Annotated in this window: 18 protein-coding genes; 5 read left to right on the top strand and 13 right to left on the bottom strand. The window is 58.4% G+C overall.

Translation table 11 applies throughout. From position 1 onward, the window contains the following. Positions 1-11: 11 nt before the first annotated feature. Positions 12-1,202: an HlyD family secretion protein gene (locus tag GF108_RS20055; RefSeq protein ID WP_370462260.1), complete on the bottom strand. Its 1,191-nt coding sequence runs from the start codon at positions 1,200-1,202 to the stop codon at positions 12-14. Positions 1,203-1,328: 126 nt separating this feature from the next. On the opposite strand from GF108_RS20055, the gene GF108_RS20050 reads away from it, so the two are divergent. Further along, positions 1,329-1,976: a TetR/AcrR family transcriptional regulator gene (locus GF108_RS20050; protein WP_153670101.1), complete on the top strand. Its 648-nt coding sequence runs from the start codon at positions 1,329-1,331 to the stop codon at positions 1,974-1,976. A gap of 62 nt (positions 1,977-2,038) precedes the next feature. Here GF108_RS20050 and GF108_RS20045 read toward each other — a convergent pair whose 3' ends face one another. From GF108_RS20045 to GF108_RS20020, 6 genes are all read right to left on the bottom strand, one after another. Further along, entirely contained in the window at positions 2,039-2,977 is a 939-nt protein-coding gene (locus GF108_RS20045; RefSeq protein WP_153670100.1) for a GlxA family transcriptional regulator, read from the bottom strand. Between the two features lie 165 nt (positions 2,978-3,142). Beyond that, positions 3,143-4,258 carry a porin gene (locus GF108_RS20040; RefSeq protein WP_153670099.1) on the bottom strand — a complete coding sequence of 372 codons (1,116 nt, stop codon included), beginning with the start codon at positions 4,256-4,258 and terminating at the stop codon, positions 3,143-3,145. A 159-nt stretch (positions 4,259-4,417) separates the two neighbouring features. Further along, complete coding sequence (locus GF108_RS20035; RefSeq protein ID WP_153670098.1) at positions 4,418-4,666, bottom strand: hypothetical protein; 249 nt, start codon at positions 4,664-4,666, stop codon at positions 4,418-4,420. Continuing rightward, positions 4,666-5,901, bottom strand: coding sequence for an aminomethyltransferase family protein (locus GF108_RS20030; RefSeq protein WP_153670097.1), 1,236 nt, complete (start codon positions 5,899-5,901; stop codon positions 4,666-4,668). The genes GF108_RS20035 and GF108_RS20030 overlap by 1 nt, the downstream gene beginning before the upstream one ends. A gap of 4 nt (positions 5,902-5,905) precedes the next feature. After that, positions 5,906-7,474: an NAD(P)/FAD-dependent oxidoreductase gene (locus tag GF108_RS20025; protein ID WP_153670096.1), complete on the bottom strand. Its 1,569-nt coding sequence runs from the start codon at positions 7,472-7,474 to the stop codon at positions 5,906-5,908. Beyond that, positions 7,461-9,080: an NAD(P)/FAD-dependent oxidoreductase gene (locus GF108_RS20020; protein ID WP_153670095.1), complete on the bottom strand. Its 1,620-nt coding sequence runs from the start codon at positions 9,078-9,080 to the stop codon at positions 7,461-7,463. Before GF108_RS20020 ends, GF108_RS20025 begins: the two co-directional genes overlap by 14 nt. Before the next feature lie 273 nt (positions 9,081-9,353). On the opposite strand from GF108_RS20020, the gene GF108_RS20015 reads away from it, so the two are divergent. The 3 genes from GF108_RS20015 to GF108_RS20005 are packed head-to-tail and all read left to right on the top strand — an operon-like array spanning position 9,354 to position 12,441. Beyond that, complete coding sequence (locus tag GF108_RS20015) at positions 9,354-10,025, top strand: TetR family transcriptional regulator C-terminal domain-containing protein (RefSeq protein ID WP_091924361.1); 672 nt, start codon at positions 9,354-9,356, stop codon at positions 10,023-10,025. 23 nt (positions 10,026-10,048) lie between these two features. Beyond that, positions 10,049-11,128, top strand: a complete 1,080-nt coding sequence (locus GF108_RS20010) for an extracellular solute-binding protein (RefSeq protein WP_153670093.1) — start codon at positions 10,049-10,051, stop codon at positions 11,126-11,128. Further along, positions 11,125-12,441, top strand: a complete 1,317-nt coding sequence (locus tag GF108_RS20005) for an FAD-dependent oxidoreductase (protein WP_153670092.1) — start codon at positions 11,125-11,127, stop codon at positions 12,439-12,441. The genes GF108_RS20010 and GF108_RS20005 overlap by 4 nt, the downstream gene beginning before the upstream one ends. Here GF108_RS20005 and GF108_RS20000 read toward each other — a convergent pair. The 3 genes from GF108_RS20000 to GF108_RS19990 are packed head-to-tail and all read right to left on the bottom strand — an operon-like array spanning position 12,405 to position 15,221. Further along, on the bottom strand, positions 12,405-13,478 hold the full coding sequence (locus tag GF108_RS20000; RefSeq protein WP_153670299.1) for an ABC transporter ATP-binding protein: 1,074 nt from the start codon (positions 13,476-13,478) through the stop codon (positions 12,405-12,407). The two genes, GF108_RS20005 and GF108_RS20000, sit on opposite strands and share 37 nt — an antisense overlap. Positions 13,479-13,485: 7 nt before the next feature. Next, on the bottom strand, positions 13,486-14,307 hold the full coding sequence (locus GF108_RS19995; RefSeq protein WP_153670091.1) for an ABC transporter permease: 822 nt from the start codon (positions 14,305-14,307) through the stop codon (positions 13,486-13,488). Then, positions 14,304-15,221 (bottom strand): ABC transporter permease, encoded by a 918-nt coding sequence (locus GF108_RS19990; protein ID WP_153670090.1) that lies wholly within the window; start codon positions 15,219-15,221, stop codon positions 14,304-14,306. The genes GF108_RS19995 and GF108_RS19990 overlap by 4 nt, the downstream gene beginning before the upstream one ends. Positions 15,222-15,480: 259 nt before the next feature. Here GF108_RS19990 and GF108_RS19985 point away from each other — a divergent pair, with 259 nt between their 5' ends. Then, on the top strand, positions 15,481-16,887 hold the full coding sequence (locus GF108_RS19985) for an aminotransferase (RefSeq protein ID WP_153670298.1): 1,407 nt from the start codon (positions 15,481-15,483) through the stop codon (positions 16,885-16,887). A 67-nt stretch (positions 16,888-16,954) separates the two neighbouring features. Here the strand turns inward: GF108_RS19985 and GF108_RS19980 are convergent, their stop codons facing one another. From GF108_RS19980 to GF108_RS19970, 3 genes are all read right to left on the bottom strand, one after another. Next, the gene (locus GF108_RS19980) at positions 16,955-18,130 is read right to left on the bottom strand and encodes an aromatic ring-hydroxylating dioxygenase subunit alpha (RefSeq protein ID WP_246664042.1); all 1,176 of its coding nucleotides are present in this window, start codon (positions 18,128-18,130) and stop codon (positions 16,955-16,957) included. 272 nt (positions 18,131-18,402) lie between these two features. After that, the gene (locus GF108_RS19975) at positions 18,403-19,200 is read right to left on the bottom strand and encodes a lipopolysaccharide assembly protein LapB (protein WP_153670088.1); all 798 of its coding nucleotides are present in this window, start codon (positions 19,198-19,200) and stop codon (positions 18,403-18,405) included. A gap of 315 nt (positions 19,201-19,515) precedes the next feature. Beyond that, positions 19,516-21,357 carry an adenylate/guanylate cyclase domain-containing protein gene (locus tag GF108_RS19970; RefSeq protein ID WP_153670087.1) on the bottom strand — a complete coding sequence of 614 codons (1,842 nt, stop codon included), beginning with the start codon at positions 21,355-21,357 and terminating at the stop codon, positions 19,516-19,518. Positions 21,358-21,402 lie beyond the last annotated feature (45 nt).

Below are 21,402 nucleotides of genomic sequence, written 5' to 3'. Positions count from 1 at the left end.
CCCGCCGTCCATCAACGGCTCTGACGCTGGGCAGCGTAGGGCTTGGTGTCGATGCTTGGTTGAACGGACATGCCCGGCCGCAGGTCCCCGGCCGCGGCACTATCGGCATCAAGGACGATCTTCACGGGAATGCGCTGCACGACCTTGGTGAAATTGCCGGTCGCATTGTCCGGCGGCAGGAGCGCAAATTCCTGTCCACTAGCGGGGGCAAGGCTATCGACGTGACCGTGATAGACGCGGTCCGGAAACATGTCGACGTCGATATCGACCGCCTGGCCCGCATGGACATCGGTGAGCTGCGTTTCCTTGTAATTGGCAATGACGTAGACCGAGGCAGTCGGCACCACCGTCATGAGCTGCGTTCCTGCCTGGACATATTGTCCGACCCGCAGCGTGCGGTTGCCCACGACACCATCGACAGGCGCAATTATCGTGGCATAGGACAGGTTGAGTTCGGCCTGGTGTTGAACGGCAAGATCATGCTCCAGAGCCGCCTTTGCCTGCGCAAGTTCGGCCTTGAGCAGGTCAACCTGCTTGGTCGCAGCGTCTAAGGCAGCGCTATCGCGAACGACCGTGGCCTTTGCCGCCGCGATCTGCGAGGCGGCCTGCTGTGCATTCTGGATGTTGCCATAGCCGCTGGTTGCGAGCGTCGCATAACGCTTGTTGTTCTGTTCGGCGAAGATTGCATTGGCCTGATCGACATCGACAGTGGCGCGCGCAGCCGCAATGACCGACTCCTGAATCTCGAGCGAAGCTTGCTTTGCTTCGATCGTCGCCTCGGCGGCAGCGACATCGCCCTTTGCTTGTTCGAGCGCGGTCTTGAAATCGCGATCGTCAATGCGTGCGAGGGGCTGGCGGGCTTTTACCGTTTCGTTGTCCTTGACGAGAACTTCGGCGATATAGCCCGAGATTTTGGGCGCTACCGAACTATTGTCCGCCTTGACATAAGCGTCGTCGGTTTCGACGTTGAAACGGCCAACCGTCCAGTAATTGTGGCCGTAGTAGACGCTGCCGGCCAGCAGGATGATCGCGGCCGTTCCGAAAAGCAGACGTCGGCCGCATTTTCGCGCAGGCTTTGCGCCGGCCGTGGGTGCCGGCGTCACGTCTGGCACGAGTACGGGCCTGCCGGCTTCAGCGGTTGGAACTATCTCGTCGGGCTTGGCGACATTATTGTTCAAGGCATGCAGCTTGCTCATTTTGATCTCCGAATTTACGGGTCGCCGTCACATCGGGCTGCGGCCTTTGTCGATAATTTCCATTTAGGAAACTTGATATTTTCCAAAATACGCTCTATAAAAGTCTTGTCAATAATATTTTGGAAAATGATGATGGTCGTAATTCACAAGATCGAGAAGCGCCCCCGGGGCCGCCCGCAAATCCGTTGCGACGATGATACGAAGAGCCTCATCATCGAAGCTGCCAATGCGCAGTTTCATGAGAGCGGTTACGCCGCTGCGAGCATTAGCGCGATCGCGCAAAACGCCGGCGTTTCAACCAAAACCCTCTACCGCCTTTTTCCTACCAAGGCGGACCTGTTTGCCTGCATGATTTCCGATCGCATCGGTCGCTTTTTCCTTGCGGTCAATCCCGATGCCCACGCAAACGAGGATATGAAAGAAGGTCTCGAACGCATGCTGACGGCCTATGGCATGCTGACGCTATCGCACGATACGATCGATATTATCCGGCTTGTCATTGGCGAATCCGACCGGTTTCCGGAACTTGCGGCATCGTTCTATGAGCAGGCAATCATCAAAACAAATACGGTGATGGAGGCCTGGCTCCGCGATCAGATCAAGCGTGGGCGAATAGCGCTCACCGATCCGCATGCAGCCAGCGGCATGCTGCGCGGAATGATGGTGATGGAGCCGCAGCGGGCAGCGATGCTGCGCCAGGAACCCGCGCCGCAGAGCGAAGAAATTGTCGCCCGCGCAAAAATGTGCGCCGAAATCTTTCTCAAGGGTTGCGCAATCTAGCATCTCCACACAATTTGCTGCGCTCGGAGATTACTGAACCTGAAGCGGCTTTTTGGATCGGCTCAGGCCGAAAGTCTGGAGATCCGCCGCATGGCCTGCGGAGGCTGGCCGAAAGCGCGCAGAAAGGCGCGGCGCATCCGTTCGCGGTCGGCAAAGCCGGTCTCATTTGCGATCATATCCATGGAGAGACGGCCTTGCTCCATCAGCAGGCGCGCAGTTTCCACACGCAGATTTTCGACTGCCTTCGCGGGCGACTGACCGGTTTCCGCGCGAAATGCCCGGCTGAACTGGCGCGGACTCAAGTTCGCGGCATCCGCCAGGTCCTCGACCGAAAGGTCTGTCTTGAGGTTCTGCTTGGCGAAATCGACAGCCTTCTGGATGCGATCAGATTTCGGATCAAGCTCGAGCAAAGCGGAAAACTGCGACTGGCCCCCGGCACGGCGATGATACACGACAAGTTTTCGAGCGACTGTAAGGGCTACCTCAGCACCGAGATCCTTCTCGACCATCGCTAATGCCAGATCGATGCCAGCGGTCATGCCGGCAGAGGTCCAGACAGGGCCATCGATGATGAAAATACGGTCCTCTTCCACCTTCACCCGAGGAAAGCGGTTATGAAGTTCGCGGGCGAAGGCCCAATGCGTCGTCGCCCGCCGATCATCGAGGATCCCTGCCTCGGCAAGCGTAAAGGCGCCAAGGCATGGCGCTGCAATCCGGCGCGATGTCGGCGTCGATTTCTGCACAAAGTCGAGAAGCCCTGGGGTGGCGGGTTGCAATGAAGTCCCGGCACCGAAGATGACCGTGTCGAATGTCGACTTGCCGAAGGGCTCCGTCTCCACATTGAAGCCGGCTGAGGCCCGCACCATGCTGCCGGTCTCGGAGAGCAGGCTAATGGTGTACACCGGCTCATTGACCGTGAGATTGGCGATCTCGAATGCAGTGAGCGCAGCAAATCCCATGACTTGAAAGTCAGGGAAAACGACGAAACCAATGGTGTGCATATCGATGTCCTGAAACTTGGATGTCTTGATATGCAGTATATTGCAGTTTTCGGACAAACAACAGTATTTTCGCTGGACGCTCGCGTTCAGGCCGGAGAACGCCGGGCTGGCCCCAAGAAAAACGGCCCCAAACGGGGCCGTTTCCAATCCATCGACAATTGAGCGTTAGAAGTTGCGCTGGAAACGGATCGTTCCGCCGAGCGCGTCGTCGCCGCCGCCATTGGCCTCGGAAAATGCCCGGCGCGCGCCGTCAAACTTCGTGTAGTTGATTTCCGGCGTGATGACCAAGCCGGGGACCAGCGTGTATTCGACGTTGGCGGCCAGCGCCCAGGTCCCTTCCGATTCATAAGCAGCCTGGCCGTTGAGGTTTGCCTTGTCCGTGAGAGCTGCGGTAACGCCGGCCCAGGCCGCCCAATCGCCTTCCCAGGTGCCGAACCAGTTGCGGTTGTTGGGATTGACGTCGCCCGTATCGGGGTCGAAATTGTCATCATAATCCGACTGGTAGCCGCCCATGACGAAAGCTGAGAACGTCTCGCTGAACTTTACATCAAGGCGCAACTTGCCCGCGAATTCCTCAACGTTGGAATCATAGCCGGCGACGCCGGAAATGCCGCCCCAGTTCTGTTCCCATTTTGCGCCCGCCAGGACATGCGGCATATAATCTTCGATGACGTAGTTGCCGCCGAGACCGGTGACGTCGTCCTGGCCCTGTTCGGCGCCGATCATGGCGGAGAAGCCGTTGCCGCCCGTAAACGTGTAGCTGACCTGATTGCTCTCGCCGGACTGATAGTTGATCACATCGTCATTGATGATGTTGCCGGCATAATTGGTCCATGAACCGAAAAGTTCGTCGGCTGTGCCGATGCGAAAGCCACCGAGTTCGATAAAAGCCTGGGAAAGCGTCGCGCCGATATCCGATCCGTTTTCGAACTCGACACGGGTTTCCGCATAGGAACGCAAGGTGCCAAGTTCGGTTTCGGAACGGGCATCAAACCTAATTTCGGCACGTGTCTTCTTGTACCAGGTTTCGTTGTCGTCGGCGCCGACATTGGTGCCGTCATACGGATCATCGCCGACGGCGGCATCGTAGCGGACATAGCCATCGATCTTCAGGCAGGTCTCTGTTCCAGGTATATAGAAAAATCCTGCGCCATAGGCGTCGCAAACGCGGACATATTCGACAGGTTCCGGTTCGGCGACCACGACAGCATCGGCGGCATAGGCGCCCGATGCACTTATGAGGGCGGCGGCTGAGCCGAGCAGCAAGCTCTTTATATTCATGCGAAAGTTCCCCTTTCCATCAGTCCTGGTCCCAGAGTGTCAGTTGCCCCGTGACGAACTCCCGTCACGGAAGTATTTCGATATGCTTGATGAATGCAATTGCCTTGTCTCGGTTTGAACGCCTCTTGCTTGATATTTTCTGTGTGAGTGACATTAATACTACTGGTATGCTTCATTAAGCCTGCTGAGCCAGGCGATGCCGACATGCTGGGATTTCAAAACGGCAATCGGGTCTTCACCATCCATCCGCGCGCAAATCCGGTATATCTCGAGGGCCTCATCGCTCAATTCACCCCGTTTGTTGAAATACATGGCGGCAGCGTAGCGGGCGCGGCCGGACCATTTCTGTCCGAGCGGCGTATTGAGTAGGGCAAATTGCTCGCGGGCTTCCTCGTTAGAAACATGCATCAGAAATCCCCGGGCGGATTGGCCGTGCGCCGGTCGAGCTTGATGAACGGCCTCGGCACTACCCTGGCGCGCTTCATCATCTTTTCGTAGCGCAGTTCGCGCATCGCATAAATCTCGACCCAGAGATCCTCGGTGACCGTATCGCCATAAGGCCGTTCGAGACTCGCGATCGCAATATTGCGCTTGGCAAGGGGTGACCAGATGGCGGCACTGACAAGGCCCACTTCGCGCTTGCCCTTGTAATAAACGATTGCATGCTCGGCCGGGATGTTGCCTTCGATCTCCAGCCCAACGAGGACATGGCGCAACTGCTTCTTGATCCGCGCCCGCTCGATTGCCTTGCGGCCATTGAAATGGCCCTTCTTCAAGTCGATCATGAAGCCAAGGCCGATCTCGTCCGGCATGCGCGTGCGATCAGCGCGCAGCGCGTGGTCGGCGGTGATGAAGTCGGCATTGGCAACGATCAAGCCCGCCTCGAGGCGCGCACGATTCAGCGCCGCATAGCCTATCGCTCGAAGGCCCCGTCGCTCGCCGGCACGGAAAAGCCGGTCCCAATGGCTGAGCGCCGCCTTTGCCTCGATGAAGAGTTCGTAGCCCAGATCGCCGGTGAATCCGGTGCGCGATATGGTGACAGTACCGGTCTCATGGGAGAATTCGGCAAGATCAAAAACCTTGAGCGCTTCGACCCCTTCGAAACCAGCGTCGCGCAACACCGCGAACGAAGCAGGGCCCTGCAACGCCAGTGCAGCCACCGCTTCCGTCTCCTCGGCAACGGTGACATCGAAGCCGATCGCGCTATCGAGGAGCCAGGGCAGATGGCGCTCCTGACAGCACAGGCGAAAGTGGTTTTGCGCAAGCCGGAAAAGAGTGCCATCGTCCAGCACATGCCCCTCGTCGTCGCACCAGGCGGTATAGTGGACGCGCCCAGGCTTAAGCCTGGTCACATCGCGCAACGTCAGGCGATCGAGATAGGCCTCCGCATCCGGGCCATCGATGCGATATTTCACCATGGGCGAAATGTCGAACAATGCGGCCTGGCTGCGGATCGCGAAATATTCGAGTTCCTCGTCCCACAGCGACATGGGCGCCTTGTAGCCGCCCCAGGCGTACCATTCCTCGCTCTGCATGAGGGCTTCGAGGCGCGGCTGGAAAGGCGTTGTAATCAGCGGCTTGCGAAAATGGCCCTGTTTGCGCGTGCGGGCTGGCAAGAGCTTGCTCAAGGGTGCGTGTTCCATGGTCTCAGCCCTTCATTGCAATGATGCGGCGCGCGGCGTTGAGACCCGGAACTCCGGATATGCCGCCGCCCGGATGCGAGCCCGCGCCGGCGAGGTAAAGCCCGTCGATGGGGGTGTCGTAACCCTCGGCCCCGAAGACGGGACGCGACATCAGCATCTGGTCAGCCTGCAATTCGCCATGGTGCCAATGACCGCCGGGAATACGATAGCGCTGTTCGATATCGACCGGGGTCAGCAGTTCGGCATGGCGGATCGAGCCGCCGATGCCGGGGGCGTGACGCTCCAGCTGCGCGATGATCGCCGCCTGGAGTTTTGGCTTGCCAGCGGCCCAGCCCTCTTTCAGGGCGTAGGGCGCATATTGCACAATCGCCGACAATGTGCAGGCGCCCTCCGGTGCGAGCGAGGCGTCGACGAGGCTCGGCAAGGTGATTTCCATGACCGGCTCAGGCGAAAACTCCCCGTATTTCGACGGGTTGAAAGAACGCTCGACATGATCGACCGAAGGAGCAATGACGAGACGGCCGCGATGGCCCGCCTCATCGACGCCGAGAAACTGTGGCAATTCGTCGAGTGCAAGGTGGAGTTTGGCGGCGTTACCGTGGGTGCGGATATTGCTGACGCGGCGAACGAAGCCCGTATCGAGATTGGGGGTGCCCACGAGGTTGAGGAAAGTCGTCTTTGCGCTAATCGCCGAGACAACCGTATTGGCGCGCAGGACCTCACCGTTTTCGAGGACCGCGCCGACAGCCTTTCCGCGTACGACCAATATGCTACCGACCGGCGCATTGGAGCGCACGCGAACGCCGGCTTTTTCGGCGGCAGAGCGGATTGCGGCGACGACAGCATCTGCCCCACCCGCAGCGCCGACCTGGGCGCCCGAGGCACCGGCGACTTCGCCGGTCAATCGATAGTAGAGCCCGAGCAGCGAGGTGGGAGAGCGCGGGCCAAGGTGGCTGCCGAGCGTCGCGTCGAAGGCGAGGAGGCCCTTCAGCCGGTCATCCTCAAGATGCTCGTCGAGGACGTCCGAGACGTTCATCAGCAGCATGCGCAGGAAGTCCCGCATGCCCTCCTTGCCAAGTCGTTTCAACGAAACGCCTAGCATTGCGAGGGCGGCGGTTTCCGACAATGCCATATTGCCGCGAAGGTCGGGAGGACGGCGGATCAGCATCGGCTTCAGGATCCCGGCGAACTGCAAAAGCTGTTCGCGCAAACCCCGCCACGCAGCCGTTTCGGAGGGCGCAGCACCTTGAACGTCTTCCCCGTAGGCGCCGGTCAGCACAAGCGGCTGCCCCGTGACGGAAAGCGCAATGCTTGGCATGAAGTCGCTCTGCGCAACGCGCAGGCCGTTGCGTTCGAGTTCCAGCGAACTCACCACTTCGGGATGGAGACGGTTGATGACATGTGCGAGGGTGGAGACGGAAAACCCAGGTGCGAATTCCTCGGTCCGCGTGCCGCCCCCGGCATCGTTTCCTGCCTCTAGGACCAGCACCTTGCGTCCGGATCGGCCAAGCGTTGCGGCCGCGACCAATCCGTTATGGCCGCCGCCGATTACGATTGCATCAAATGACGTCATGGGCAGGGCTCATATGTTTGGTGCCGCGCTTCAGGTCGCGGAGGATTTCGGCTGCAGCATTTCGTCCGGGGGCGCCCATCACGCCGCCGCCCGGATGGGTTGACGAACCGCACATGTAGAGACCGCCAATCGGAGACCGGTACTGCGCGTATCCAGGCACCGGTCGATTGAAGAGCAATTGGTCGAAGGTAAGTTCGCCCTGGAAGATATTGCCTTCGGTCAAGCCGACTTCCGCTTCGATCTCGCGCGGGGTACGGATTTCCATGTGCACGATGCGTTCGCGGAACCCGGGTGAATAATCGGCGATCTGCGCGATGACCGTTTCGCCAAAGGCGTCCCGGTCGGCATCGGTCCACTCCCGACCCTCCACTTTGGGCGGACAGTACTGCACGAAGCAACTCATGAAATGCTTGCCGGGCGGCGCCATGGTCGGGTCCAGCGTCGTCGGAATGACCATGTCGAGAAACGGATCGGCCGACCAGCGTCCGGCCTTCCAGTCGTCATAGCCCCGCTCCATGCGCTCCACGGTGTCGGTAAAGTGCATGTCGCCGCGATAGACGGGCGAGTCCTTCGGCAATGCCGGAAATTCCGGCATGGAGTCGAGGGCTATATTCACCTTGCCTGACGATCCGCGCATCTTGAAATTCTTCACGCGGCGCAGGAACGGGGAAGGGAGTTCCTTTTCATCCACAAGCTTCAGGAAGGTTCGTTTGACGTCGGCATTGGAGATGACCATCTTGCCGTGAATTTCGTCGCCATTGGCGAGGACGATCCCTTTGGCGATGCCATTGCGGACGAGCACCCGGTCCACCTCGGCTCCGGTGCGGATCGTACCGCCGGATGCTTCGAACGCCGCGGCGAGCGCTTTGGTAACGGCTCCCATGCCGCCGCGTGCATAACCCCATGCGCCGACCGAACCATCGACTTCCCCCATATAGTGATGCAGGAGCACATAGGCCGTGCCAGGCGACATAGGACCAAGCGCGGTTCCTATGATACCTGACAGGGCGAAATTCGCCTTGATCACGTCGGTCTCGAAATATTCGTCGAGGAAGTCCGAAATCGACATCGTCCAGAAACGCAGCGTATCCGCCATCTCCTTTGCTCCAAGACCGGAGAATTTCTTGGCGAGGAACACGAGTTCGGAAATGTCGCGCGGGCGCAGGCTGGTCGGATCGGCAGCCGTGCGCATCAAGAGCGGCTGAATGAACCGGCACTGGCGCGTCACGTCGCGGGCATAGCGGTCATAGGCTTCGGCGTCGCGCGGTGAAAAGCGGGCAAACTCGCGCCGATGCGCATTATGATCACGGTAATTGGCAAGATAATCGCCGTCCTGGGTGAAGACCGCCCCGCCTTCATAGGAAATGACCTGAAGTCCGAAGCGGGGTAGCTCGAGATCGCGCATGATCTCCGGGCGGAACAGCGAACACACGTAGGAACAGTTGGAGTAGAGGTAGCCGGGCGTCAGCGAACGGCTGGTCGCGGCGCCGCCTATCCAGTCGTTCTTTTCGACGACCAGCACATCAAGGCCGGCGCGCTGCAGGTAGCAGGCATTTACGAGGCCGTTGTGCCCGGCGCCGATGACAATTGCATCCCAGCTTTTCATGCGATTTCGTTCCACCTTATTTTCTTATTGCATAATTTCACACGGAAAATTGTCTTATGTCCAGCGGATATTGAATGAATGTTCAACAAATTTGATTGCGTTTTGAAGACAGTCGGTTAATCTCTGCCCGATCGCGTGGATCGCGACGATAGCTACCTTGGAGTTCCTGGCGCCCAATATGATGCAGACCAAGCTTGACAATGCATCCCATCGCTTCACTCATCCGTTGACCGGATGCAGCTGCAAGCCGGCACGATGCGGGAAGGGTCAAGCATGAAGGTCACACCAATCAAGGAAGCAGAGGCGGGCAAACGCGGCCGAAAGGCCTCGAAAGAGACGCGGCAGCTGCAGCTCATCGAGGCGACGATCGATTCGCTGGCCAAGCGCGGCTATTCGGAAACGACAATGGCGGATGTTGCTGATGGTGCGGGCCTGTCTCGCGGCATCGTCAACTTCCACTTCGAGAGCAAGGAAAAACTCCTCGTCGCGACCCTGCAATACATGTCCGAGGAATATGCGGTTCACTGGCGCAATGCGCTGGCCAAGGGAGGGGACGACCCGGCCCGGCAATTGGCAAGCGTCGTTGCCGCCGATTTCGATCGTGCGATCTGCAACAAGCGCAAGCTTGCCGCCTGGTGCGCCTTCTGGGGCGAGGCCAAGTCTCGGCCAACTTATCAGAGTCTCTGCGGCGCACGTGATGAGGACTACCAGAATGTCATCATCGATATCTGTACGGCACTGAAGTCGAGCGGAGATTATGACTTCGACCCGATCTCTGCGGCGCTGGCGCTGAGCGCAATGCTGGAAGGCCTGTGGTTGCGACTGCTGATGGGAACGGAAAATGTCACGCGCGCGACCGCCTATGCGGCGGCCTGCGATCACCTCGTTTCGGTGTTTCCGAAGCACTTTTCCAGGGAAGAGCTGCGCGCAAGAAAAATTGCCTAACAATCAAAAATGGGGAATGAACCATGACAGGACTTGGCAGAAGCGTAAGCGTATTTTTGGGAATAGCCGCACTATCGGCAACGGCGGCGACAATCGCCCTTGCGGCCGACGGCGATCTGATCGTCTTCGACTGGGCGGGCTACGAGGAGCCGTCTTTCCATCCGGGCTACACTGCCAAGAATGGCGATTCGCCGACCTTCGCCTTCTTCGGCGACGAGGACGAGGCGTTCGAGAAGGTTCGTTCAGGCTTCAAGGCCGATCTCGGGCATCCATGCTCGCAAAGTGTCGCCAAATGGCGTGATGCCGGCCTGCTGCAGCCGCTCGACACCTCGAAGATTGCCGGCTGGAATGATCTCCTCCCCGATATCATGGCCATGAAGGATCTGGCCACGACCGCCGACGGCAAGGCTTGGTTCATGCCATGGGACTGGGGCAATACCTCGCTCACCTATAATACCGAGAAGGTGGATGCAAAGGATGTCCAATCGCTCAAGGCTTTTGCCGATCCGAAGTTCAAGGGGCGCGTATCGATCGACGACAATGTCGACGATGCCTATGCCCTCGCCAGTCTGGCCATCGGCCTGCACGACTGGACGAAAATGACCGACGAGCAGTTCAAGGAAGCATCGGACTTCCTGCGCGCCGTACACAAGAACGTCCGGCTCTACTGGACCGATACGACCGAGATCGTCCAGGCCATGGGCGGCGGTGAGGTCGATCTTGCCTGGGCATGGAACGATGCGGCGACCCAGCTTAGCATGAATGGCACGCCGGTCGCCCGCAAGCCCGATACTGATGAAGGCATCTCGACATGGGTCTGCGGCTATGTCCGCTTCAAGGATGCGCCCGGCTCCGAGGAAAAGGCTTACGATTTTCTCAATGCGGTAAATGATCCGGCCATTGCCAATTACATGGTCAAGGATTGGGGTTACGGTATGGCCAACGGCAAGGGCATGGCTTCCGTCGATCCGAAACTCCTCAAAGAAAAGGGCTATGCCAATAACCAGGAAACGACGAAGAACGTTCTGTTCCAATCGCCGCTTCCCAACGAGCTCAAGGCGAAGATGATTGCCGAGTTCGAGAAGATCAAGGCGGGCTATTGAACCCAAAGGTCACAGAGACCGATGTCGTCGTCGTGGGGGCCGGCTTTGCCGGTCTTTCCGCCGCTCGCGAATTGCAGCGCGCCGGCGTCGATTACGTTGTTCTGGAGGCACGTGACCGCGTCGGGGGTCGGGTCGAGGGCAAGAGCAACGGGCTCGGAGAATTGTTTGACGTCGGCGGCCAGTTTTTCTGCGAGGACATGAAGGAAATCACTGGCCTTGCTCGAGCCTACGGCAAGACGTTTCTCGAGCCGCCAAAGGGCGGTGATACCATGGCCCAGCCTCCGCCGCATGGCCGGCACGACGCAGCGCATATCTCTGCCGGATCCGCAGCCATTCGCCGCCGCTTGCGCCAGCTCGATCCGCGCGATCCGTCGCTCGCTGGCCTGAGCGTGGCAGAATGGCTGCAGCGCCAGGTCGACCCAGCGGACGCAAAATCAATGTTCCTGTCGCTCGTTGAAGGCTTGTGGTGCCGCGCGGCCGAGGGCATGCCGCTCTGGTTCCTTGTCGACAATGATGAGCGGATCACCAACAAGGTCTCGGAGCTTCAGTATTTCCTGAAGGAGTCGATGCATTCGCTCGCCGCAGACCTTGGTCGGGAACTGGGGAGCAGATTGAAGCTGGGGTACGCGGTCGAGCGGATCGTACGGCAGGGATCGGGGTTTGAGGTGGACACGGCGCGCCAGCGCTTCGCTACGCAGCACGTCATTCTCACTGTCCCGCCGACCATGGTGCGCAAGATAGCGTTTGACCCGCCGCTACAGGCACCAATCTCCCGCGCACTTGCTGCCTGGAAGAGCGGGACCGTCGCCAAGCTGCTGCTTCGCTACAGAACGCCATTCTGGCGCACTGCAAATTTGAGCGGAAGCGTGATTTTCCTCGAACCACATGGACTGTTCGCCTGCGACATCAGTCAGGATCAGGAACATCCCACCCTCGTGGTGTTCGTCGGCGGACGCTGCGCCGTTGAATGGCCTGCCTTGGGAGAAAATGCTCTAAGGGATGAAGTGCTGTCACGGCTGAGCAGGGCCCTTGGATCGGAGGCAGGCAAGCCGCTGGACATCCTGGTCCGGAACTGGTCGCATGACGCCTGGAGCGGTGGCGGTTATTCCGATGTCATTGACGTTAGAACATCCGACACTGAAACGGAGAATGTGCTGAGACAAGGCCTGCCGGGTATCACCTTCGGCGCATCAGAACTTTCGCTGTCCTTCCCCGGCTACATCGAAGGCGCGATCGTCGCCGGCAGGTCAGCTGCTGCCCAAGCCATTGTTTCGCTTCAGTCCGCAAGCGCGACGAGCGCATCCGGATCATAGGCCAGCCTGATCGGCGCGCCGACAGGAATATCGTCCGCGCCGAAATTATTCGTCTCGGTGACGGACAGGGGTTTTTCGAAGCCGGGGATCTCGATGACAAGGTGTGTGATTTCCCCGAAATAGTGCCGGTCCACCACTTTCCCCGCGACCTCATGCTTGTCGGTTGCGTCGTCCCACAGGACACGCAGCCGTTCCGGGCGAATGCCGAGCGTCGCCGCATTGCCGTTGCGCGCAAACGCGACCGGCTTGTCGGTCTTGACGCGCCCAAACACCGGGGTATCGAGCGTGATGGTGCTGCCATTTTCTTCGACGATGTTGGCCTTAACGAAATTCATGCCGCCAAGAAAATCCGCGACCTGGCAGTTGGTAGGCCGCTGGTAGATTTCCTTCGGCGTCGCCACCTGTGCAATCCTGCCACCGAACATGACAGCGATGCGATCGGACATGGCGAGCGCCTCATACTGGTCGTGCGTGACGAGGATGAAGGTAATGCCCACTGCCTGCTGCAGCCGGCGCAACTCCACTTGCATCTGCTCACGCAGTTTCTTGTCGAGCGCCGAGAGCGGCTCATCAAGGAGCAGCACCTTTGGCCGCATGACGAGCGCCCGCGCGAGCGCAACGCGTTGCCGCTGGCCGCCGGAGAGTTCGGTGGCGCCGCGTGTGCCGAGCCCATTGAGCGAAACCTGGGCAAGCGCCTCCTCGACGCGCCGCTTTTCTTCGGAAGGATCGAGTCGGAGCCGCTTCAGGCCATAGCTGACATTTTGCTCGACGTTCAGATGCGGAAAGATCGCATAGCTCTGGAACACCATATTGGTCGGCCGTCGATTGGCCGGGATCCCGTCCATTGGCTGGCCGTCGACCGAAATCGTGCCACTCGTCGGCGTATCGAAACCGGCTATCATGCGCAGCAAGGTGGTCTTGCCGCAGCCGGACGGTCCGAGCAGTGAAAAGAATTCACCCTCGCGGATCGAGAGCGATGTCTCGTCGAGCGCCTTGAAGGCGCCGTAGCTGCGCGTCACGCGCGAGATTTCGATCATCGTACGTTCAGGCAATCAAGCCTCCCATGTTCTGGGTGCGGCGGCTGGCACGGCGGCGCACAATTTCGGCAATGGTCAGTAGAATGATAGATGCGATCAGCAGCAGTGTACCGAGCGCAAGGACGCCTGGCAGCTTGGCGGCAAATCTGAGCTGGCTCCAGATATAGACAGGCAGCGTTGCATCGGTCCCGGTCAGGAAAAATGCCATGATGAACTCATCGAGCGATATGGTGAAGGAGACGAGCAGACTTGAAATGATCGCCGGGGCGACCATCGGCAAGGTTACGCGGCGGAATGTGCCGAATGGCGATTCCCCAAGATCAGCAGATGCTTCCTCAAGGCTTCTGTCGAAGCCCTCGAATCCGGAGGTGAGAACGCTGAGCGAATAGGGAATGCAGATCAGCACATGTCCGAACACCACTGTGATCAAGGACAGATTGAGCCCAAGTTGCAGCATGACCAGCAGCATCGAAACAGCAATAATGATTTCCGGCAGGACAAGTGGCGCCATGAGCAGGCCGTTGATGCTGCGGCGCGCAGGAAAGCGATAGCGCATAATCGCCCGCGCCGCGCAAATGCCGAACATCGTGGCGAGAAGTGACGCCGAAACTGCGACCATCAGGCTGTTCCAGGCGGCGTCCGTCAGGGCAGGGGTCGTGGCAAGGTCGCGGTACCATTTGAGCGTATAGCCGCTCAGCGGGAATTTCGGCGTCGCTGCTGTATTGATGGAAAAGATCGGCAGGAAGATCACCGGCAGATAGAGGAAGCCGATATAGAGCACCGCATAGGCTGTCAGCCAACTCGGGAGCATTTTGCGCAAAGCCGTCATCTTATGCGCCTCGCAGCCGTGCGGATGGTGAGGACGACGGCCGCAGCGATTGCCGTCACAACCGCCATGGTCGTAACCGAAAGCGCCGCGCCGAGTGGCCAGTTGGCAGCCTTGCCGAACTGTGCCTGAATGGCATTGGCGATCATCACGCCGTCTTTGCCGCCGACCAGCTTCGGTGTAACGAAATCGCCGACGGTGGGGATCATCACGATGAGCACCGCCGAAATTATGCCGGGCGCTGAAAGCGGCAATGTTATGCGCAGGAAGCGCCGGACCGGACCATCGCCGAGATCGGTCGCGGCCTCTATCAGCGTGCGGTCGATCTTTTCCAGCGAGACGAAGATCGGCAAGACCGCAAATGTCGCCCATGCATGGGTGAGCGTGATGACCACCGCGCTCGTATTGTAGAGAAAAGCATCCGACGGCTGGTCGGTGATGCCGAGCCCCATGAGGGTGGCGTTGAGGACGCCGTTATAACCAAGGATGACCTTCCACGACATGACGCGCAGCAAATAGCTGGTCCAGAACGGGATGGTAATCAGGAACAGCCACAGCCCCTTGTGCCTGCCGCCATAAAAGGAAATGAAAAAGGCGATGGGGTAGGCGAGGACCACCGTGAAGAAGCTGACCAAAAGCGAGATCCACAGCGATCGCATGAGAAGATCGCGGTAGATCGGATCCGTCAGTGCGATCCGGTAGTTTTCGAGGGTGAAGGTTCTGTCGACAACCAGATAGTGCTGGGTCCAGAAACTGTTGGCGATGACGAGAAGTATCGGCACCACGAGGAATATCAGGGCGTAGATGAGGGTCGGACTGATGAGGCCGAGGCCCGTCGCAGATTCGGATTGCAGCCAGTTTCTTTTTCGGCCTCGGTCAGGAGGCATGGCGACAATGGTTTCTGCAGGTACCGTCATTGGCACGGTCCATACAGATTGAGCAGATTACAACAACAATGAAGCATTCTATCCCATTCCGAAATGTGGCGCGTTCCCGTTAGTCGCCATCTTTCCTCCATCATGCGCTCAATCGACGGTTGAAATCAAGAACTATTTCTGACATATTGATTGAACGAACATTCAATATATTCGAGAAATATGTTTTATTTCCGATAATTGGTATCGAAAGTATGTGGGGATACCGGAAAGCGAGGACGGCGTGGCTGCTGCGAAGCAAATGACGGACGCAATCAGGAAAACGGCCCAATCCGACGCGCAGGGCGTGGTTGAGCTCGCAAAGCGTCACCTCGTCCAACCCTGGCCCACGGCCGGCGAAGTCGGTGCGGAAGCACGCCCGCTTATTCGTGGGGGCGAGGGGATCTACATCACTGACGGCGCGGGAAAGCGGCTCATCGACGGTCCGGCAGGCATGTGGTGCGTCAATGCCGGCCACCGCCGCGAGGAACTGGCAAGCGTCATGTACGAGCAGGCGATGCAGCTCTCCTACAATACGCCGTGGTATACGATGAGCGAACCTTCGGCGGTCCTGGCGAAGCGTATCGCCGACTATGCTCCGGGCGATCTCAATCATGTGTTCTTCACGACAGGCGGCTCGTCAGCTGTCGAAAGTGCACTACGCTTCATGCAGTTTTACAATAATGTACGCGGCCGTCCGGAAAAGAAACTCATTCTGTCCCGCGGCGGCGCCTATCACGGATCCACCTATCTTTCCGCTTCGCTGAACGGACGTCCGCGTGACCGCGACTGGATGGATGGAGCCGATGATCTCGTCGTCAAGCTGTCGTCGCCCAACCCTTTCCGCAGGCCGGAGGGCATGAGTCTTGCCAACTTCTCCAATATGCTTGTTGCCGAGTTCGAGGAAACGGTGAGCCGCATCGGCGCCGACAAGATCGGCGCTTTCATTGGCGAGCCCATACAGGCGTCCGGCGGCGTGATCGTGCCGCCCGATGACTACCTGCCGCGTATCCGCAAAATTTGCCGCGACAATGACATCCTGTTTATTGCCGATGAGGTCGTAACCGCCTTTGGCCGACTCGGCCACGTGTTCTCGTCCGGTGAGGTATTCGGCCTTGACCCCGACATCATCACCTTCGCCAAGGGCGTCACCTCCGGCTATTTTCCTTTGGGTGGCATGGTCCTATCGGAGCACCTGCTGACGGAGCTTCGCCGCTCCAATCACCCGACCGCGATGTATGCCCATGGGCTCACCTATACCAGCCACCCGGTCGGCTGCGCCGTGGCTCTCGCCAATCTCGATCTGCTCGAAGGCGGCATCCTGGCGCATGCTAAGGCCATCGCGCCCTATTTCCAGGAGCAGCTCCGCACATTGGAGGAATTGCCGCTTGTCGGCGAGGTGCGCGGCACCGGCCTCATGGCCTGCGTCGAATGCGTTGCCGATCGCGAAAGCAAGAACCCGCTTGAACTCGACACCAGTGTCGGCATGCGTATCGATGCACATTGCCATGAACTTGGGCTACTGGTGCGGCCGCTCATCAACATGTGCGTGATGTCGCCGCCGCTTGTCATAACACGCGACCAGATCGACGACATGGTGGCGATCCTGCGCGAAGGCATCTCGCGTACTATGGACGATTTGCGAAGCGAAGGCGTCTGGCAGGGCTGAATTCGATCAATGAGAACGGCCCGGCAAGTTGCTTGCCGGGCCGTTCTCATTTGCTGATCGCTTCGTTTTAATGGCGGGCGCAGAGACTTTCGTTGAGGGCCGAGACCTCGCGTTCGTCCGGCGCCTTATCGACGTTCAGGACCGGCAGAACCTTGCGCAGATGGTCGTGGTGCGAACGCACCGTATATTCGAGATCCGACAGATAGAAGCCGGAGAAGGATTTCGACATCATCGACTCGTTCGACCATTTGGTCAGCTGGATATCCTCGGAGTTGGTCTCGCGGTCGATCCGCGAGGCAAGATAGCGTGCTGCGGTTTGCTCGCGGCTTTCATCCCTGTAACGGAAGACCGCGCCACGCAGCAGCGTCTCGCCCGTGGAGAGCGGAAATTCCTGATAGTATTGCGCGCCTTCAGGGGTGACCGCGATGACTGCATTCGGGAAGAACCCATAATAGATCCAGGCCTTGCGCAAATGCTCGGGGAGATGCGTCGCTTCCGGTGCAATCTTGATGTAGTTGCGCACGCTCCAGCGACGCCCCGCATGCGGGTTGTAGCGGGCAAAGGAACGCGAGACGCCATCGATGAAGGGCTCGTCGTAATATGTCGAGCCATAAAGATCCTGCAGGGCAGGGTGCGCCATCGCGACATGGTAGCCTTCGTTGTCGACGTCGCGCACCGATTTCCAGTTGACCGGGGATTTCTGCTTCCAAAAACCGGCGGGCACCATTTCGGCAATGCGGTAATGCGCGAGTTCCTGCTCGAAAGGCTGCATCAGCGTGGCGACCGACGGCTGGTTGCCCTTGCGGAAGCGAACGAAGATAAATCCCATCCAGATTTCGAGATCGAGCGGCAGCAGCCCGAATTCAGTCTTGTCGAGATCAGGGAACGAGCGCGGCCGGGCAGCGCCCCGCAGCGTGCCGTCGAGGTTGTAGACCCAGCCATGGAAAGGGCAAACCAGCGCGTTGTTACAGGTGCCCTTGTTGTCCGTGACAACGCGCGAGCCCCGATGGCGGCAGATGTTGTGAAAGCCACGCACTTCACCGTCCTTGCCGCGCACAATAAGTGCCCGCTCGCCGACGACGTCGAGCGTTACATAATCTCCGACATTCGGCACATCGGAAATGTGACCGGCGATCTGCCAATGGCTGCGGAAAATATGTTCCTTCTCGAGTTCCAGGAGCGCCGGGCTGTTATAGGACCAGGCCGGCAATCCCCGCCGGTCCCAACCTTTCGGAATCGTCATGTCGCGCGCTTGCATAAGTTCACCCGTATTTATTGAACGTTCATTCAATATAATCATGAACAATGTTTATTTGCAAGCTATTAGCTACGGCCAATCGGAGATGTTCACTGCGAATGTTCCGATGCCCAGCGAATATTCAAAGGTCTGTTACGAGGCATAAAATCAAAACCGCACGCCGAGTTGGCGTGCGGTTCATCTCTATCCAAGGGGGCTCCGTTCCGCGGTGGCAGACCCCCGGGGAGCTTAAAAACTCCTCAACCTGCGGCGAAAGCTCAGTTTTCCCTAAGCTCCGCTAAACGCAGCCCATCGATCCAATGCGTTTTTTGATCCGGGTCGCCGTAGATGTAGGATTCCGACAGTTCCACCGTCCAATCAGGATCATTCTTGCTGAACTCTGCCATTATGGTCTTCGCGTCATCAATGTTCCCACGCCGGGCTTCACTCGCAGCCAAAATCAGGAGAACGTCATTGGGCTTTTTGGCGGGGTCGATGCTGTTGATTTCATTGATCGCTTCAGTGTAGTTCCCAAGCTGATAGTGCGCGCGGGCCGCAAGCCATTTCAACCACCATGGAAACTCGGGATAAGAAGCTTCTGCCCCGAGGATCAGGTCCAGAGCCGCGCCTGGATTGCCGTAATAGATCAAGGCCTCGGCCTTGTCGGCATCAAGCTCGGCGGTGTTTTTAATCTTCCAGATGGGATCGGTTATACGCGAGCGAGCCGCATCATATTCGTCGAAGCTTCGCTTGAAATCGCCTGCGTTCCACGACACCATCGCGCGGTACCAGAGCCCCCTGAAATCAAGGTGCCAGTCACTGTCGGGATCGTTGCTCAATGCGACTGCTTTATCGGCCAGTCTCGCTGCTTCGGTAATCGAGTCATTCGTTCGGAGCTTGGGCGGCCAGTTGTTCTGATAGGCACGCAGGTGCACATAGGAGCACTCCGCGTAAGCGGGCAAATAGCCATCGTCTTCCTTGATCGCGAGGCCGTAAAGCCTTGCCGCTTCTATGTTTCCTGCAGGCGTTAGTTCCTGCTGACGTGCGTCGTGGCAATATTGTTTAGCGGTTGGCATGATATTCCCCCTTTTGATCGTTACATTGAAAGCTCATGCGCTCGTTTGAACGCCGGCTCGTTTACTCAATTCAATGCTTAACTCATAAGACAGGGTACCAATGGCAGGTGCCACCCAGGCGGAACTGTCCGAACCGGGGGGCACTGTCAGTCTGAGACCAGCTCAAGTACAAATTTGAAAGAGCTCTCTCAGCTTCATTCGCCAAGAAAAGACATCCACCGAAGTGGGCAATAATCACAAGTTACGGTGCAATTTTGCCGCTCTGTTTCGAGGAATGTCAACGTTTGTCCAAAGTATCCATATGCTTGTCAGGGGCTATTTCTCCTTCAATCCGGCTTTCCGCAATCCGTCCAGCCAATGCTGACGATCGCTGTCGTTTCGGTAGTAGTATTCGGCCGATTTTTCGATCGACCAATCCGGGTCGATCTTGCTGAATTCGGCCATGATCGCCTTGGCGCCAGCAATGTCGCCGAGTTGGGCTTTGCTTGCAGCGGTGATCAGGCGAACATCGTTTGGCGGCGAGGCAATCTTGTTGATGGCGTCAATGGCCTGCTGGTATTGGCCCGCCATGTATCTGGCTTTGCCCTCGTTCCAAAAATACCAGAATGGAACCCTAACGTTGCGCTTCTTGGCTTCTTCGATCTGCTCAATGGCCCGGAGCGGTTCTCCACCGTAGATAAGTGCCTCCGCCATGTCGGCGGCGAGATCCGGATCGTTCGGGTTTATCTGTCGCGCGGCCTCATACTCGCTGAAACTCTTGTCGAAGTTGCCCTTGTTCCAGGCGACGATGGCAAGATACCAATGGCTGTTGGCATTATCACTGAGTGCGAGGGCCTTCTCCGCCAAAGCTTCCGCCTTGTCGAGATTCGCCTTGCCGCCATCGTCGAGGCCGCTCTGATAGGCCCGCACATAGACATAGGATAGTTCCGCGTAGGGCGCCGAATAATTCGGGTCCAGTTCGATGGCCTTCTCAAAGAGTTGACGTGCTTCCTCATTGCCTTCCGCCGTGACTTTGGTCGGGTCGGCCCATATCTGCTTGCCTTTGAGGTAGTAGTCGTAGGCGTCCATGTTCGCCGGAGGCTTCAGGCGGGTACGGCGCTCCTCGGCGTCGGTCACTTTGACGGCAAGCGTCGTCACTATATTTTTTGTAATGCCTTCCTGCACCGCGAACGTATCTCCGAGCGGCTGATCGTAGCGGTCGGCCCACACGTGATAGCCGGTTTCGGCATCGATAAGCTGGGCATTGATGCGGAGCCGCTCGGCCGTCTTCTGAACGGTGCCCTCAAGGACGTAACGTACACCCAGAGCCTTGCCTATATCCTGAATCTTGGCAGGCTTGTTTTTGAAGGTCGACGACGAATTATATGCGGCGACGAGAAGCCCGGAGAACTTGGAAAGATCACTGGTAATGTCATTGGTGACGCCATCGCTATAATATTCCTGCGAGGGGTCGCCGCTGATATTGTCCAGCGGCAACACTGCGATCGAAGGCTGCGAGGAAGCCACGATTTGCGTCCCGGTAGCCTGGTTTTCGGACATGCCCGGTACGTGCTTCCACCAGATCGGCAGCGCGATGACGGCAAGCAAGGCTGTCGTTGCCGCCGCCAGTCCCCACATGGGCAGGCGTTTGCGGGAGCGCTTTGAATGGATGCTCTTGACGGAGTAGGCATGGACCGGCAGCGGGATATTCTTCAGTCTCTTTGTGCCAAGATCTTGAAACCCAACATCCGGCAGGTGCTTCACCTGTTCATAAAGGCTCCCCGAAACGCAAATTCCGCCAGGCTCGGACAAGCCTTCGAGGCGGGCGGCAACGTTTACGGCTTCTCCGAGAAGATTGTCCTGTTCAACAACAGCATCGCCAAGATTGAGGCCGACGCGAAACAGCATGCGCCAATCTTCGGAGAGTTTTTCATCCAGGTGCGCTATCTGGTTTTGAATTTCGATGGCGCAACGCATTGCTTCAACCGGGCTTGGAAATTCCGCGACGACGCTATCGCCGGCGCCGCCAAATATGCGGCCGTTATGGGCCCGAACCCGCTCGTCGATGATTGTCGCACATTCCTTGAAGAGCTTGAGGGCCGCATCTTCATCCTTGCCGACGAGACGACTGTACCCGACGGCGTCAGCGGCCAGTATCGTGACAAGCCTGCGCTGCATCTTTGCTTCCCCCAGCACTCACATCATACCATGAGTAGGGTAGGC

The organism is Phyllobacterium sp. SYP-B3895 (genome assembly GCF_009647635.1).
GTDB lineage: Bacteria > Pseudomonadota > Alphaproteobacteria > Rhizobiales > Rhizobiaceae > Phyllobacterium > Phyllobacterium pellucidum.
The sequence above is the reverse complement of the archived record's forward strand: the minus strand, read 5'-3'. Positions and strand labels throughout refer to the sequence as shown.